13 protein-coding genes are annotated in these 15059 nt (G+C 70.4%); 12 read left to right on the forward strand and 1 reads right to left on the reverse strand.

Features of this window, described 5'->3' with window-relative positions; genetic code table 11:
- Positions 1–4: 4 nt before the first annotated feature.
- The 8 genes from murG (at position 5) to ACFU9P_RS10920 (ending at position 7239) form a co-directional block, all read left to right on the forward strand.
- Positions 5–1099 carry an undecaprenyldiphospho-muramoylpentapeptide beta-N-acetylglucosaminyltransferase gene (gene murG / locus ACFU9P_RS10885; protein ID WP_376374969.1) on the forward strand — a complete coding sequence of 365 codons (1095 nt, stop codon included), beginning with the start codon at positions 5–7 and terminating at the stop codon, positions 1097–1099.
- Between the two features lie 14 nt (positions 1100–1113).
- A complete protein-coding gene (locus ACFU9P_RS10890) occupies positions 1114–1923 on the forward strand; it encodes a cell division protein FtsQ/DivIB (protein WP_384078660.1) in 810 nt (269 codons plus the stop codon).
- Positions 1924–2199: 276 nt separating this feature from the next.
- Positions 2200–3405 (forward strand): cell division protein FtsZ, encoded by a 1206-nt coding sequence (gene ftsZ, locus ACFU9P_RS10895; RefSeq protein WP_376374975.1) that lies wholly within the window; start codon positions 2200–2202, stop codon positions 3403–3405.
- Positions 3402–4133 carry a peptidoglycan editing factor PgeF gene (pgeF, locus tag ACFU9P_RS10900; protein ID WP_376374977.1) on the forward strand — a complete coding sequence of 244 codons (732 nt, stop codon included), beginning with the start codon at positions 3402–3404 and terminating at the stop codon, positions 4131–4133. Before ftsZ ends, pgeF begins: the two co-directional genes overlap by 4 nt.
- Before the next feature lie 3 nt (positions 4134–4136).
- Positions 4137–4856, forward strand: coding sequence for a YggS family pyridoxal phosphate-dependent enzyme (locus ACFU9P_RS10905; protein WP_384078662.1), 720 nt, complete (start codon positions 4137–4139; stop codon positions 4854–4856).
- Positions 4857–4980: 124 nt separating this feature from the next.
- A complete protein-coding gene (locus tag ACFU9P_RS10910; protein WP_046507965.1) occupies positions 4981–5619 on the forward strand; it encodes a cell division protein SepF in 639 nt (212 codons plus the stop codon).
- A gap of 92 nt (positions 5620–5711) precedes the next feature.
- Positions 5712–6008, forward strand: a complete 297-nt coding sequence (locus tag ACFU9P_RS10915) for a YggT family protein (protein ID WP_046507963.1) — start codon at positions 5712–5714, stop codon at positions 6006–6008.
- A gap of 49 nt (positions 6009–6057) precedes the next feature.
- Entirely contained in the window at positions 6058–7239 is a 1182-nt protein-coding gene (locus ACFU9P_RS10920; RefSeq protein WP_376374985.1) for a DivIVA domain-containing protein, read from the forward strand.
- Between the two features lie 601 nt (positions 7240–7840).
- Here the strand turns inward: ACFU9P_RS10920 and ileS are convergent.
- Positions 7841–10990 (reverse strand): isoleucine--tRNA ligase, encoded by a 3150-nt coding sequence (gene ileS, locus ACFU9P_RS10925; protein ID WP_384078954.1) that lies wholly within the window; start codon positions 10988–10990, stop codon positions 7841–7843.
- A gap of 600 nt (positions 10991–11590) precedes the next feature.
- Here ileS and ACFU9P_RS10930 point away from each other — a divergent pair.
- The 4 genes from ACFU9P_RS10930 to ACFU9P_RS10945 all read left to right on the forward strand — a co-directional run bounded on the left by ACFU9P_RS10930 (position 11591) and on the right by ACFU9P_RS10945 (position 14952).
- The gene (locus ACFU9P_RS10930; protein ID WP_384078665.1) at positions 11591–12667 is read left to right on the forward strand and encodes a TraR/DksA family transcriptional regulator; all 1077 of its coding nucleotides are present in this window, start codon (positions 11591–11593) and stop codon (positions 12665–12667) included.
- 59 nt (positions 12668–12726) lie between these two features.
- Positions 12727–13389, forward strand: coding sequence for a signal peptidase II (gene lspA, locus ACFU9P_RS10935; protein ID WP_376374992.1), 663 nt, complete (start codon positions 12727–12729; stop codon positions 13387–13389).
- 133 nt (positions 13390–13522) lie between these two features.
- Positions 13523–14464 (forward strand): RluA family pseudouridine synthase, encoded by a 942-nt coding sequence (locus tag ACFU9P_RS10940; RefSeq protein ID WP_384078667.1) that lies wholly within the window; start codon positions 13523–13525, stop codon positions 14462–14464.
- Positions 14461–14952: a GNAT family N-acetyltransferase gene (locus tag ACFU9P_RS10945; RefSeq protein WP_384078669.1), complete on the forward strand. Its 492-nt coding sequence runs from the start codon at positions 14461–14463 to the stop codon at positions 14950–14952. The genes ACFU9P_RS10940 and ACFU9P_RS10945 overlap by 4 nt, the downstream gene beginning before the upstream one ends.
- Positions 14953–15059: the final 107 nt, after the last annotated feature.

Here is a 15059-nt window from a genome sequence, read left to right on the forward strand (position 1 = left end):
TTCGGTGCATGTCGTACTCGCCGGTGGGGGGACCGCCGGCCACATCGAGCCCGCGCTCGCCCTCGCGGACGCCCTGCGCAGGCAGGACCCCACCGTGGGGATCACGGCCCTCGGCACGGAGCGCGGCCTGGAGACCAGGCTCGTCCCCGAGCGGGGGTACGAGCTGGGGCTCATCCCCGCCGTACCGCTGCCGCGCAGGCCCACCCCGGAGCTGATCACCGTCCCCGGGCGGCTGCGCGGCACCATCAAGGCGGCCGAGCAGATCCTGGAGCGCACCAAGGCCGACTGTGTCGTGGGCTTCGGCGGCTATGTGGCCCTGCCCGGCTATCTCGCGGCCAAACGGCTCGGGGTGCCGATCATCGTCCACGAGGCCAACGCGAGGCCCGGGCTGGCCAACAAGATCGGCTCGCGGTACGCGGCCGGGGTGGCCGTCTCCACGCCGGACAGCAAGCTCCGGGGCGCCCGGTACATCGGCATCCCGCTGCGCCGTACGATCGCGACCCTGGACCGGGCGCGGGTGCGCCCCGAGGCGCGCGCGGCCTTCGGGCTCGACCCCAATCTGCCGACGCTGCTGGTCTCCGGCGGCTCGCAGGGCGCACGCCGGCTCAACGAGGTGATCCAGCAGATCGCCCCCGTGCTCCAGCGCTCCGGTATCCAGATCCTGCACGCGGTCGGTCCCAAGAATGAACTGCCCCGGGTGGACAACATGCCCGGAATGCCGCCCTATATCCCGGTACCGTATGTGGACCGGATGGATCTCGCGTACGCCGCGGCCGACATGATGCTCTGCCGCGCGGGCGCGATGACCGTCGCCGAACTCTCCGCCGTCGGGCTGCCCGCCGCCTATGTCCCGCTGCCGATCGGCAACGGCGAACAGCGGCTCAACGCCCAGCCGGTGGTGAAGGCCGGCGGCGGACTGCTGGTCGACGACGCCGAACTCACGCCCGAGTGGGTGCAGAGCCAGGTCCTTCCGGTGCTCGCCGACCCGCACCGGCTGTACGAGATGTCCCGCGCGGCAGCCGAGTTCGGCCGCAGGGACGCCGATGATCTGCTGGTCGGCATGGTGTACGAGGCGATCGCCAAACACCGTCAGGCATAGGGAGGCAGGGGAGCGTGGCCGGACCGACGACCGCCGAGCGCGGCGCACGACCGAGGTCGGAGTCCGGCCGCCCTCCCCAGGGTCCCCGGGCCCGTGGGCTCCGGCTGCCGGGCCGGCGGCTGATGATCGTACTGATCCTGGCGAGTCTGCTGATCGCGGGCTCCACCTGGGCGCTGTACGGCTCGGACTGGCTGCGGGTCGAGCGCGTGAGCGCCTCAGGTACCGAGGCGCTCACCCGTAAGGAAGTGGTCGCCGCCGCGGCCGTACCGGTCGGATCGCCGCTCATTTCCGTCGACACGGACGCGATCGGGGCCCGGCTCCGGCAGCGGCTGCCCCGTATCGACTCGGTCGAGGTGACCCGTTCATGGCCGCACGGAATCAGTCTGAAAGTGATCGAGCGAAAGCCCGTGCTGCTTATCGAAAAGGGCGCAAAGTTCATCGAAGTGGACGAGGACGGTGTACGTTTCGCCGAGGTGCAGAACGCGCCCCGCGGTGTGCCCCGACTCGAACTCGAATTGACGGTGGATCAGACCGCGGATCGGACTGCGGCGCCGCAGCGCTTCAGCACCGGCCGGCTGGTGCTCGAAGCGGTACGGGTCAGAAGTGAACTCCCCAGGAAAGTGGCCGTGGACGCCCGAGTGATCAGGGTCCGTTCGTACGACTCGATCTCCTTGGAGCTGACCGGCGGCCGTACGGTGATGTGGGGAAGCGGCGAGGACGGAGCGGCCAAGGCGCGTGCGCTCACCGCTCTGATGAAAGCGGCTCCCCGGTCCGGGTACTTCGATGTGAGTGCTCCCACCGCACCCGCGGTGGCAGGGAGTTGACGGACATATGCGCTGGCCAGCACCCTGGTTGGTCAGCGCTATGGGTGATCACATAGGGTGAAAAGAAAAACGGGAGGTTCGGCGTGTTCGTTGAACGTGCGCCACTTGTCGACTTAGTGTCCTGTTCGGAAGAGTCCAAGAAGCGGACACACTGGTAACCCTGAACTTCAACATCAGGGTTTGGGTCGGCGTTTCGGACCGTCCCATCGGCATCAGTCGTCGCGGCGCCACATCGGCGGAGCGGCGACACGTAACTCGAGGCGAGAGGCCTTCGACGTGGCAGCACCGCAGAACTACCTCGCAGTCATCAAGGTCATCGGTGTCGGCGGCGGTGGTGTCAATGCCATCAACCGAATGATCGAGGTCGGTCTCAAGGGTGTCGAGTTCATCGCGATCAACACGGACGCACAAGCCCTGTTGATGAGCGACGCCGACGTCAAGCTCGACGTCGGCCGGGAACTCACCCGCGGCCTCGGGGCCGGAGCCAACCCGGCAGTCGGCCGCAAGGCGGCAGAGGACCACCGTGAGGAGATCGAGGAGGTCCTCAAGGGGGCCGACATGGTCTTCGTCACCGCCGGGGAGGGCGGCGGCACCGGTACGGGCGGCGCGCCCGTCGTGGCCAATATCGCCCGCTCCCTGGGCGCCCTCACGATCGGTGTGGTCACCCGCCCGTTCACCTTCGAGGGCCGCCGCCGCGCCAACCAGGCCGAGGACGGCATCGCCGAACTCCGCGAAGAGGTCGACACCCTCATCGTCATCCCGAACGACCGGCTGCTGTCGATCTCGGACCGCCAGGTCAGTGTCCTGGACGCGTTCAAGTCCGCCGACCAGGTCCTGCTCTCGGGTGTCCAGGGCATCACCGACCTCATCACCACCCCCGGTCTGATCAACCTCGACTTCGCCGATGTCAAGTCCGTGATGTCCGAGGCCGGCTCGGCGCTCATGGGTATCGGCTCGGCCCGCGGCGACGACCGCGCGGTGGCCGCCGCCGAGATGGCGATCTCCTCGCCGCTGCTGGAAGCCTCCATCGACGGCGCCCGCGGCGTCCTGCTGTCCATCTCCGGCGGCTCGGACCTCGGTCTCTTCGAGATCAACGAGGCGGCGCAGCTCGTGAGCGAGGCCGCCCACCCCGAGGCCAACATCATCTTCGGCGCGGTCATCGACGACGCCCTGGGCGACGAGGTACGGGTCACCGTCATCGCGGCCGGCTTCGACGGCGGACAGCCCCCGGCCCGGCGCGAGACCGTGCTCGGCGCGGCGGGCAAGCGCGACGAGCAGCCGGCCCCGTCCCGGCAGGACACCGGCAGGTCCGGCGGACTCGGCACCGTACCGCCGCGCGAGGACCGTACCCCCAAGTCGGATCCCTCCCCGGCGGTCAGCGAGAAGCTCTCGCCGATGCACCCGCCGCACGTACCCCCGGCCCGTCCTTACCAGCAGGACAGCCAGGCCGAAGAGCTGGACGTCCCGGACTTCTTGAAGTGATACGGCAGCACGAAACCCTGAGCGGCGCGCACTTCGCCTTCACCGACCGGTGGGGCGGGGTGAGCGCCGCTCCGTATGAACGGCTCAATCTCGGCGGCGCGGTCGGTGACGACCCCGGTGCGGTACGGACCAATCGCGAACTCGCCGCGAAGTCCCTGGCGCTCGACCCCGCGCGGGTCGTCTGGATGAACCAGGTGCACGGCCGCGATGTGGCGGTCGTCGAAGGACCGTGGACGGACGGGGAGATCCCCGCCGTCGACGCGATCGTCACCGTACGGCGCGGGCTCGCTCTCGCCGTACTCACCGCGGACTGCGTCCCCGTACTGCTGGCCGATCCGGCCGCCGGGATCGTGGCCGCCGCCCACGCGGGCCGGCCCGGCATGATCGCCGGAATCGTACCGGCCGCCGTCGAGGCCATGATCGCGCTGGGCGCGGAACCGGCCAGAATCACCGCACGTACCGGACCGGCTGTCTGCGGACGCTGTTACGAGGTCCCGGCGGCCATGCGGGACGAGGTCGCCGCCGCCGTACCGGAAGCATGGTCCGAGACGAGCTGGTCCACCCCGGCCGTCGATGTCACCGCCGGAGTGCACGCGCAGCTCGCGGCCCTGGGGGTGGTGGACCGGCAGCACTGCGGGGTCTGCACACTGGAGTCGGACGACCACTACTCGTACCGCCGCGACCGCACGACCGGGCGGCTCGCCGGCTATGTCTGGCTGGACCGATAGCGCATGAACGACCGCAGGAGCGAACTCGCGGCGAATCTCGCCCTGGTGGAGGAGCGCATCGTCTCCGCCTGCGCGGCGGCGGGCCGCAAGCGCGAGGAGGTGACCCTGATCGTGGTCACCAAGACCTACCCGGCGAGCGATGTACGGCTGCTCCATGAACTCGGCGTACGGCATGTGGCCGAGAACCGTGATCAGGACGCCGCCCCCAAGGCGGCGGCTTGCTCGGATTTGTCGCTTACGTGGCATTTCGTGGGTCAGTTGCAGACGAACAAGGTCCGTTCCGTCGCCAGTTATGCCGATGTCGTACAGTCCGTCGACCGGATCAGACTGGTTTCTGCGCTCTCCGCCGCGGCGGTGCGCGCGGGGCGCGAGCCGGTCTGTCTGATCCAGGTCGCGCTCGACGCGGAGTCGGGCGAGCGGGGTGCGAGAGGGGGCGTGGCGCCCGGCGGAATCGAGGAGTTGGCGGCGGCGGTGGACCGGGCGCCGGGGCTGCGGCTCGGCGGTCTGATGACCGTGGCGCCGCTCGCCGGTCCGTACGCGGGCCGTCAACGGGCGGCGTTCGAGCGGCTGCTGGAATTGTCATCCCGCCTGCGCGCGGACCATCCTGCTGCGAACATGGTCTCCGCAGGGATGAGCGCGGACCTTGAGGACGCCGTGATGGCCGGAGCGACACTTGTTCGCGTCGGTACGGCGGTACTCGGAGTCCGACCCCGGCTCGGGTAACGTCGCGAAGCAAGTCGGACCACAGCAGAAAATATGGTCATTTCCGCCGAAAGGCGGGCAGGCCTAGTGGATCGCGGGCACTTGGTGACGAGGCCGATCCACCACAGAGCGGAGGACTCAGAGCATGGCCGGCGCGATGCGCAAGATGGCGGTCTACCTCGGCCTCGTGGAGGACGATGGGTACGACGGCCGGGGTTTTGACCCCGACGACGATTTCGAACCCGAGCCGGAGCCCGAGCGGGACCACCGGCGCCACCAGCCCGTGCACCAGCAGGAGCGCGAGCGGGAACGGGAGCGTGAGGAGCCGGTACGGGTGATCCCGCCGCCGCCCGCGCAGCGCGACCGGGAGCGCGAACCGGTGTCGCTGGGGGCGGAAAACGGACGTCCGGCACGAATCGCCCCCGTGGCATCCATCACACCTGAACGTCCCAGTCTGGAGAAGAACGCACCGGTGATCATGCCCAAGGTCGTGTCCGAGCGGGAGCCGTACCGCATCACCACATTGCACCCGCGGACCTACAACGAGGCCCGTACCATCGGGGAACACTTCCGCGAGGGCACTCCGGTGATCATGAATCTCACGGAGATGGACGACACCGATGCGAAGCGACTTGTCGACTTTGCCGCGGGACTGGTCTTCGGTCTCCATGGCAGCATTGAGCGGGTGACGCAGAAGGTGTTCCTGCTGTCTCCTGCTAACGTCGATGTCACGGCGGAGGACAAGGCCCGCATCGCAGAGGGCGGGTTCTTCAACCAGAGCTAGGAACAGAGCACCGGGAACGACCCGGTCGAGCGGCGGGAACGGCCCGGCGCGCGACCGGACCAGAGTGAGCCAGGGGAGAGGGAAGCAGCGGGATGGGCGTCGCACTACAGGTGGTCTACATCGCGCTGATGTGCTTCCTCATCGTGCTTATTTTCCGGTTGGTCATGGACTACGTCTTCCAGTTCGCCCGCTCATGGCAGCCCGGCAAGGCGATGGTGGTCGTTCTGGAGGCCACCTACACTGTCACCGATCCACCGCTCAAGCTTCTTCGGCGGTTCATCCCGCCGTTGCGTCTCGGGGGCGTGGCACTCGACCTGTCCTTCTTCGTTCTGATGATCATCGTCTACATCCTGATCTCGCTTGTGAGCACTCTTGCGAGGGGGATGTGAACGATACGGTCTTGCCGACTGCCGACGACTACGTAGAGGTGAAGAAGAGATGCCATTGACCCCTGAGGACGTGCGGAACAAGCAGTTCACGACCGTCCGCCTCCGAGAGGGCTACGACGAGGACGAGGTCGATGCCTTTCTCGACGAGGTCGAGGCCGAACTGACCCGCCTGCTCCGCGAGAACGAGGATCTGCGCGCGAAGCTGGCAGCGGCGACGCGTGCCGCCGCGCAGAACCAACAGCAGCAGGGCATGCGCAAGCCTCCGGAACAGCAGGACCGGCCCGGTGCTCCTGTCCCCGCCGCCATATCCGGACCGCCGGTTCAGCAGCAGCCGCCGCAGATGGGGCCGCCCCAGTTGCCCGGTGGCGCACCGCAGCTTCCCGCGGGACCGAGTGGCCACGGCCACGGTCCGCAGGGTCATGACCCGCGCGCCCAGCAGCACGGCCCCGGCCCGATGCAGGGCGGCCCCATGCAGCAGGGCGGCCCGATGGGTCAGGGCGGTCCGATGCAGGGCGGTCCCATGGGTGGACCGATGGGTCAGGGCGGACCCATGCAGGGTGGCCCCATGGGCGGACCGATGGGCGGTCCCATGGGCGGCCACGGCCCGCAGATGCAGCAGCCCGGTCAGGGCCCCGGCGGCGACAGCGCCGCGCGGGTGCTCTCGCTGGCGCAGCAGACCGCGGACCAGGCGATCGCGGAGGCGCGCTCCGAGGCGAACAAGATCGTCGGCGAGGCGCGCAGCCGGGCCGAGGGCCTGGAGCGCGACGCGCGCGCCAAGGCGGACGCGCTGGAGCGGGACGCGCAGGAGAAGCACCGTGTCGCGATGGGGTCGCTGGAGTCGGCGCGCGCGACGCTGGAGCGCAAGGTCGAGGACCTGCGGGGCTTTGAGCGCGAGTACCGGACGCGGCTGAAGTCGTACCTGGAGAGCCAGCTCCGTCAGCTTGAGACCCAGGCGGACGACTCGCTGGCACCGCCGCGGACGCCGGCGACGGCTTCGCTGCCGCCGTCCCCGTCGATGGCTCCGGCGGGCGCCGGGGCGATGGGGCACGGTATGGGCGGCGGTCCGTCCATGGGCCACGGCGGTCCGTCGGGCCCGTCGTACGGCGGGCAGCAGCAGATGTCCCCGGCGATGACGCAGCCGATGGCGCCGGTGCGGCCGCAGGCGCCGCAGCCGATGCAGCAGGCGCCGTCGCCGATGCGGGGGTTTCTGATCGATGAGGATGACAACTGACGGGGGTGCGCGCGGGTAGCGCGCGGCGGTCGGCAGTCTGAAGGGCCGGGCCCGGGGCCACTCCCCGGGCCCGGCCCTTTGTCGTACCCCTGACCAGGCTCCGGGTCCGGCTCCGCTGCGCGGGGCTGTCCCCTCCCCGCCCCTTCCCGAAACCGGGGGCAGGCCCCCGGACCCCCGGCGCCCGATGCGCCGGCTTCGCGGCGCCGGACGGATTTACGGGGGGGCGGGCCCCCGGCGGGCTGCCGCCCGGTGCGCCGGCTTCGCGGCGCTGGGCGGGTATGCGGGGCGAGCCCCCGGCGCCAGCTTCGCGGCGCGGGTGGATATGCGGGGGTAGGCCCCCGAACCCCCAGGCACGCTGGCTCCGCGGCGGTGGGTGGGTATTTGGGGGTGGGCCCCCCGGCGGGCCGCTGCCCGGTGGGCCGGCTTCGCGGCGCCCAGTTGATATGCGGGGCGCGTCCCGAACCTCTGGCGGGCTGCCGCCCGGTGCGCTGGCCCGGGTGTGCCGGGTTTGGGGTGCGGCCCCGGTTGGGGTTCAGGGGCGGAGCCCCTGGGAGTGGGGAGGGGCGGGGTAGGGGAAAGGATCCCCGCCCGCCCCCCGGCGTCAGGACTTGCGGAGGTGGAATGTCAGGGACAGGGCTTCGTCTGTGAAGGGGGGGCCGTAGGAGTCGGGCTCGGGGGACTGGGTGAAGGTGGTGGCCAGGACCTCGTCCGCGATCAGCGTCGCGTGTTCCGTCAGGGCTTCCGCCGTCTCCGGGGACGTGCTCGTCCAGCGGACGTCGATCCGGTCCGCCACATCCAGGCCGCTGTTCTTGCGCGCCTCCTGGATCAGGCGGATCGCGTCCCGCGCCAGCCCCGCGAGCCGCAGCTCCGGCGTGATCTCCAGGTCGAGCGCGACCGTCGCGCCCGCGTCGGACGCCACCGACCAGCCCTCCCGCGGTGTCTCCGTGATGATGACCTCCTCCGGGGAGAGGGAGACCAGCTCCCCGTCCACCGTCACCGCCGCCTCACCCTCGCGCAGCGCCAGCGACAGCTCCGCCGCGTCCGCCTCCGCGACCGCCTTCGCCACCGCCTGGACGCCCTTGCCGAAGCGCTTGCCCAGCGCCCGGAAGTTCGCCTTCGCCGTGGTGTCGACCAGCGAGCCGCCCACCTCGGCGAGCGTCGCCAGCGAGGAGACATTCAGCTCGTCGGTGATCTGCCCCCGCAGCTCGGGCGAGAGCGTCTCGAACCCGGTCGCCGCGATCAGCGCGCGCGACAGCGGCTGCCGGGTCTTCACCCCCGACTCCGCCCGCGTCGCCCGGCCCAGCTCCACCAGCCTCCGTACCAGCGCCATCTGCTGCGAGAGCGCCGGGTCGACCGCCGTGAGGTCGGGCTCCGGCCAGGTCGCGAGATGCACCGACTCGACCGCGTCCGGCGTCACCGGCACCACCATGTCCTGCCAGACCCGCTCCGTGATGAACGGCGTCAGCGGTGCCATCAGCCGCGTGACCGTCTCCACCACATCGTGCAGCGTGCGCAGCGCCGCCTTGTCGCCCTGCCAGAAGCGGCGGCGCGAGCGGCGGACGTACCAGTTGGACAGGTCGTCCACGAACGCCGACAGCAGCTTGCCGGTGCGCTGCGTGTCGTACGTCTCCATCGCCCGCGTCGTCCGGTCGACCAGCGTGTGCAGCTCACCGAGCAGCCAGCGGTCCAGCAGCGGCCGGTCGGCCGGCGCCGGGTCGGCCGCGCTGGGTGCCCAGCCGGACGTACGGGCGTACAGGGCCTGGAAGGCCACCGTGTTCCAGTACGTCAGCAGTGTCTTGCGGACGACCTCCTGGATCGTGCCGTGCCCGACGCGCCGCGCCGCCCAGGGGGAGCCGCCGGCCGCCATGAACCAGCGGACCGCGTCCGCGCCGTGCTGGTCCATCAGCGGGATCGGCTGGAGGATATTGCCCAGGTGCTTGGACATCTTCCGGCCGTCCTCGGCGAGGATGTGGCCGAGGCAGACCACGTTCTCGTACGACGACTTGTCGAACACCAGGGTGCCGACGGCCATCAGCGTGTAGAACCAGCCGCGGGTCTGGTCGATCGCCTCCGAGATGAACTGCGCCGGGTAGCGCTTCTCGAAGAGGTCCTTGTTCTTGTACGGGTAGCCCCACTGCGCGAACGGCATCGAACCCGAGTCGTACCAGGCGTCGATGACCTCCGGGACCCGGACCGCCTCCAGCGAGCAGCCCTCGGCGGGGCAGGTGAAGGTGACGGCGTCGATGAAGGGGCGGTGCGGGTCCAGGGCGGACTGGTCGGTGCCCGTCAGCTCCGTCAGCTCGGCGCGCGAGCCCACACAGGTCAGATGGTTCTCCTCGCAGCGCCAGATGGGCAGCGGGGTGCCCCAGTAGCGGTTGCGGGAGAGCGCCCAGTCGACGTTGTTGTCGAGCCAGTCGCCGTACCGGCCGTGCTTGACCGAGTCCGGGAACCAGTTGGTCTTCTCGTTCTCGTCGAGCAGCCGGTCCTTGATCACGGTCGTACGGATGTACCAGGACGGCTGCGCGTAGTAGAGCAGCGCGGTGTGGCAGCGCCAGCAGTGCGGGTAGCTGTGCTCGTACGGGACGTGCCGGAACAGCAGGCCGCGCTCGCGCAGGTCCTCGGTCAGCGCTTCGTCGGCCTTCTTGAAGAAGACACCACCGACCAGCGGGACGTCCTCCTCGAAGGTGCCGTCCGGGCGGACCGGGTTGACGACAGGCAGTCCGTACGCGCGGCCGACCTTGAGGTCGTCCTCGCCGAAGGCCGGGGACTGGTGGACCAGGCCCGTACCGTCCTCCGTGGTGACGTACTCGGCGTTGACGACATAGTGCGCCTCGGTGCCGTCGGGGAAGCCGATCAGCGTGAAGGGACGGTCGTACGTCCAGCGCTCCATCTCACGGCCGGTGAAGGTCTCGCCGGTCGCCTCCCAGCCCTCGCCCAGCGCCTTCTCCAGCAGCGGCCGGGCCACGACGAGCTTCTCCTGGCCATCGGTGGCGACGACGTACTCGACCTCGGGGTGCGCGGCCACGGCGGTGTTCGAGACGAGGGTCCACGGTGTGGTCGTCCACACCAGCAGCGACGCCTGGCCGGCGAGCGGTCCCGAGGTGAGCGGGAAGCGGACATAGACCGAGGGGTCGACGATCGTCTCGTACCCCTGAGCCAGCTCGTGGTCGGAGAGACCGGTCTGGTCGCGCGGGCACCAGGGAGCGACGCGGTAGTCCTGGACCAGCAGGCCCTTGCCGAAGATCTCCTTCAGCGACCACCAGACGGAGTCGATGTACTCCGGGTCCATGGTGCGGTACGCGTCGTCCAGATCGACCCAGTACCCCATGCGGGTCGTCAGCTCGGCGAATGCGTCGGTGTGCCGGGTCACGGACGCGCGGCACCGGTCGTTGAACTCGGCGATGCCGTACGCCTCGATGTCCTTCTTGCCGTCGAAGCCCAGCTCCTTCTCGACCGCCAGCTCCACGGGCAGGCCGTGGCAGTCCCAGCCGGCCTTGCGGGCGACGTGGTAGCCGCGCATGGTGCGGAAGCGCGGGAAGACGTCCTTGAAGACGCGGGCCTCGATGTGGTGGGCGCCCGGCATGCCGTTGGCGGTGGGCGGGCCCTCGTAGAACACCCACTCGGGGCGGCCCTCGGACCGTTCCAGGCTCTTGTCGAAGATCTTGCTCTCACGCCAGAAATCGAGCACGGCGTGCTCCAGCGCGGGCAGGTCGACCTGGGCGGGCACCTGGCGGTACTGGGGCGGGGTCACTGGTGTCATGGGGCGCTTCCTCCGGCGGAACTGCGACTTCTCCGTCGGAGGGACGAGAGCATCGCTCCCGCGGTACCACCCTCCTTGGCCCCGGGCGTGCACCGCCCGTGGCCCCCTCATTGGGGTCGCGCTGCCGGTTCTACTCACCCCGGTCCGGACTCGGACCTGGGCTTTCTTCCGGCGGCTCCGGGGTGATCCTTCACTTCGCGCTCTGCCCCCGGGCTCGCACCGTCCCCGGGTCGCTCATGGCCGCGTACGACGCTACTCGTCCCCATCCACGCCTTTCGCTGGGCCCAAGTGTACGGGGCGGTGGCAGGCGGGGCCGACCGGTTTTCCGCAGGGGTGCGACGGGGCTTTTCGGCAGGGGTGCCGTACGGCCGAACGTATGACCCGAATGGTGATACCGGCCTTTTTACGGTTCGTGGCCGGCCGGCGGCGGATTACCGGGCGGGGAGCTGGGCACAACGGATGCAGGCTCGTCTTGTCACGCCAGGGGAGGGGCCGAACCGGCGGCGTGCCCCGTTGCCGCGGGGCTGGTGTCGATTTATCGTCCCAGCACGATTCGCGAGCAAGATCACAATGTGCGAAGGGGCCGCGGCCATGGTGGCGAAGAAGACCGCCGCGAAGCAGTCGTCCGCGGCGCGGCCTAAGGCCAGGAGCGCCGCCAGGACCACGGCGAAGACCATGGCGCGGTCCTCAGCGGCGAAGAAGGCGCCGGCGAACCAGACCACCGCGAAGAAGACCTCGATGAACCAGGCCACCACGAACAAGGCCACCACCAAGAGGGCCGCCGCCACCACCAAGAAGGCACCGGCCAAGAAGACGGCCGCGAAGAAAGCGCCGGCCAAGAAGGCACCCGCCAAGAAGGCCGCCGCGAAGAAGACACCGGCCGAGCGGGCACCGGCGAAGCGGACGCCGGCCAGGAAAGCAACGGCAAGGAAGGCAGCGGCCAAGAAGGCACCGGCCAAGAAGGCGTCGGGAAAGCAGGCGTCGGGAAAGCAGGCGGCGGCCAGGAAAACGCCGGCCGAGAAGGCACCGGCCGGGAAGGCCGACGCGGAGAAGACAGCCGCGAAGAAGGCAGCGAAAAAGGCGCCCGCGAGCAGGGCACCTGCGAAGAAGGCCGCGTCCGCGGCCAAGGGGGCGGCCAAGGCCGCGGAACAGACGGGAGCCAAAACGGTGGGAGCGAAGAAGACTGCGGGCGGCAGGAGCACGGCGTCCGGCGAGCCCGCCACGGTGGCCGCGACAGCGGTCCCCACGGCGCGCGCCGCCGCGACACCCCCCGAGGAGCTGGCCGTACGGCCCGGCGAGGACCCGTGGACCGCGGAGGAGGTCGACGCGGCACGGGACGAGCTGGAGGGCGAGATCGCCCGGCTGACCGCCGAGATCACCTCGTCCGAGACCGCGCTGGTCGGGCTGATGCGGGACTCCGGGGACGGGGCCGGCGACGACGACGCGGACACCGGCACCAAGAACATCACGCGCGAGCACGAGATGGCGCTCGCCGCCAACGCCCGCGAGATGCTGGAACAGACCGAGCGCGCGCTGCAGCGGCTCGACTCCGGTACGTACGGACTCTGCGAGATCTGCGGCAACCCCATCGGCAAGGCCAGGATGCAGGCGTTCCCGCGGGCCACGCTGTGCGTGGAGGACAAACAAAGGCAGGAACGTCGAGGCTGAAGGCGTACGGGTGTGCCGTACGCTCGTCCTCAGTCAGGCGTCTAGGTTGAGGGACTCAGGTGGCAGAGGCGGAGCGCGTTATCGGTACACCGGATGGTCCGGATGTTGACGACGAGACCGCGGCTCCCGCGGAGGGGACCGCGGCCGGGCCGTCCGGGTCCGCCGCGGGGCAGGGCGAGTCCGGGACCGGGCAGCCTGCGCAGGCCGAGCCGGCCCAGCAGCCCGGGTCGTCGAGGGGCAGGCGGAGGATCGCCGCGCTCTTCACCGTCGCCGTCCTGGCCTATCTGCTGGACCTCGGCACCAAGATGCTCGTGGTGGCCAAGCTGGAGCACCACGAGCCGATCGAGGTCATCGGCGATCTGCTGAAGTTCGAGGCCATCAGGAACCCCGGCGCCGCCTTCGGCGTCGGCGAGGCCTTCACGGTGATCTTCACGATCATCGCGGCCACCGTGATCGTGGTGATCGCCCGGCTGGCGCGCAAGCTCTACAGCCTGCCCTGGGCGATCGCGCTCGGGCTGCTGCTCGGCGGGGCGCTGGGCAATCTCACCGACCGGATCTTCCGCTCGCCCGGGGTCTTCCAGGGCGCGGTCGTGGACTTCATCGCCCCGGCGCACTTCGCGGTCTTCAATCTCGCCGACTCGGCGATCGTCTGCGGCGGCATTCTCATCGTGCTGCTGTCGTTCCGGGGCCTCGACCCCGACGGGACCGTTCACAAGGACTGACCGGGTCACAAGGACTGACCGGTACCGACCACCGGCACCGACCGTCCACAGGCACCGCACGGGACAACCCGGGCCGGACCGGGTTGTCCACAGGCGGGACCGGCCACCAGGCCCGACAGGGCATACTCGACGAGTGAGCTTTCCCGAGATCAGAACGCTGCCCGTACCCGACGGCCTGGAGGGCGAGCGGGTCGACGCCGCCATTGCCCGCATGTTCGGGTTCTCCCGTACGAAGGCGGCGGAGCTGGCCGCCACCGGCAAGGTCCAGGTCGACGGCTCCGTCGTCGGCAAGTCCGAGCGGGTCAACGGCGGCGCCTGGCTCGAAGTGGAGATGCCTCCGGCGGCGGCGCCCGTGGAGATCGTGGCCGAGCCCGTCGAGGGCATGGAGATCGTCCATGACGACGACGACATCGTCGTGATCGTCAAGCCGGTCGGGGTGGCCGCGCACCCGAGCCCGGGCTGGACGGGTACGACGGTCATCGGGGGCCTCGCCGCGGCCGGGTACCGGATCTCGACCTCCGGGGCGGCCGAGCGGCAGGGCATTGTGCACCGGCTGGACGTCGGGACCTCGGGGCTGATGGTCGTGGCCAAGTCGGAGCGCGCGTACACCCTGCTCAAGGGGCAGTTCCGGGACCGGGTCGTCGACAAGCGGTACCACGCGCTGGTGCAGGGGCATCCGGACCCGATGAGCGGGACCATCGACGCTCCGATCGGGCGGCATCCGCAGCACGACTACAAGTGGGCGGTGACCGCGGAGGGCAAGCCGTCGGTCACGCACTACGACCTGATCGAGGCGTTCCGGTCGGCCTCGCTGCTGGACATCAAGCTGGAGACGGGCCGTACGCACCAGATCCGGGTGCACATGGCCGCGCACCGGCATCCCTGTGTGGGGGATCTGACCTATGGGGCCGATCCGACGCTGGCGAAGCGGCTGGGGCTGACCCGGCAGTGGCTGCACGCGGTGCGGCTGGGCTTCGAGCACCCGGCGGACGGGCAGTGGGTGGAGTTCTCCAGTACGTACCCCGAGGATCTTCAGCAGGCGCTGGACCGGGTCAGGGCGGAGAGCAACGGATGACCGGGGGCTTCACGATCCGGGTGGCGACAGATCCGGCGGACATCGAGGCGTGCTTCTCGGTCCGCAAGGAGGTCTTCGTCGTCGAGCAGCGGGTCGCCGAGGACATCGAGTACGACGGGCGGGACGAGCAGGCGCTCCAGGTGCTGGCCGTCCGCGACGACGGGACACCGCTGGGCACCGGACGGCTGCTGTACGGCCCCGAGGCCGCGGACCGGACCGGCGGGGACCCGGCTGTGGGCTCGCTGGGGCGGCTCGCGGTCACCGCGGCGGCCCGGGGCCGGGGTGTCGGCGCCGCGCTGGTGCGGGCCATCGAGGACGCGGCCCGGGAGCTGGGCCTCGCGGTGGTGGATCTGCACGCGCAGTCGCATGCGCTGGGGTTCTACGAGCGGCTGGGGTACGAGGCGTACGGACCCGAGTTCATGGACGCGGGCATACCGCACCGCTCGATGCGCCGCGCCGTCCAGGACCCGCCGCCGGCCCGGGGCTGATCGCCGTACGGGGCTGCCACGGTCCGGCTCCGGCCTGCCGCGGTCCGGCCTCGGCCCCGCTTCCGGCTCGGCAGCGGTCCGGACGGGCGTACGGGAGTGCCTGGCAT

Origin of the sequence: Streptomyces sp. NPDC057617 (genome assembly GCF_042800555.1) — a bacterium.
GTDB lineage: Bacteria > Actinomycetota > Actinomycetes > Streptomycetales > Streptomycetaceae > Streptomyces.

What these genes read in the sequence shown, in the direction of transcription:
- ACFU9P_RS10905 (WP_384078662.1), top strand. Translation starts at nt 4,137, where the DNA reads ATGAACGACCGCAGGAGCGAACTCGCGGCGAATCTCGCCCTGGTGGAG.
- ACFU9P_RS10910 (WP_046507965.1), top strand. Translation starts at nt 4,981, where the DNA reads ATGGCCGGCGCGATGCGCAAGATGGCGGTCTACCTCGGCCTCGTGGAG.
- ACFU9P_RS10915 (WP_046507963.1), top strand. Translation starts at nt 5,712, where the DNA reads ATGGGCGTCGCACTACAGGTGGTCTACATCGCGCTGATGTGCTTCCTC.
- ACFU9P_RS10920 (WP_376374985.1), top strand. Translation starts at nt 6,058, where the DNA reads ATGCCATTGACCCCTGAGGACGTGCGGAACAAGCAGTTCACGACCGTC.
- ACFU9P_RS10930 (WP_384078665.1), top strand. Translation starts at nt 11,591, where the DNA reads ATGGTGGCGAAGAAGACCGCCGCGAAGCAGTCGTCCGCGGCGCGGCCT.
- ACFU9P_RS10945 (WP_384078669.1), top strand. Translation starts at nt 14,461, where the DNA reads ATGACCGGGGGCTTCACGATCCGGGTGGCGACAGATCCGGCGGACATC.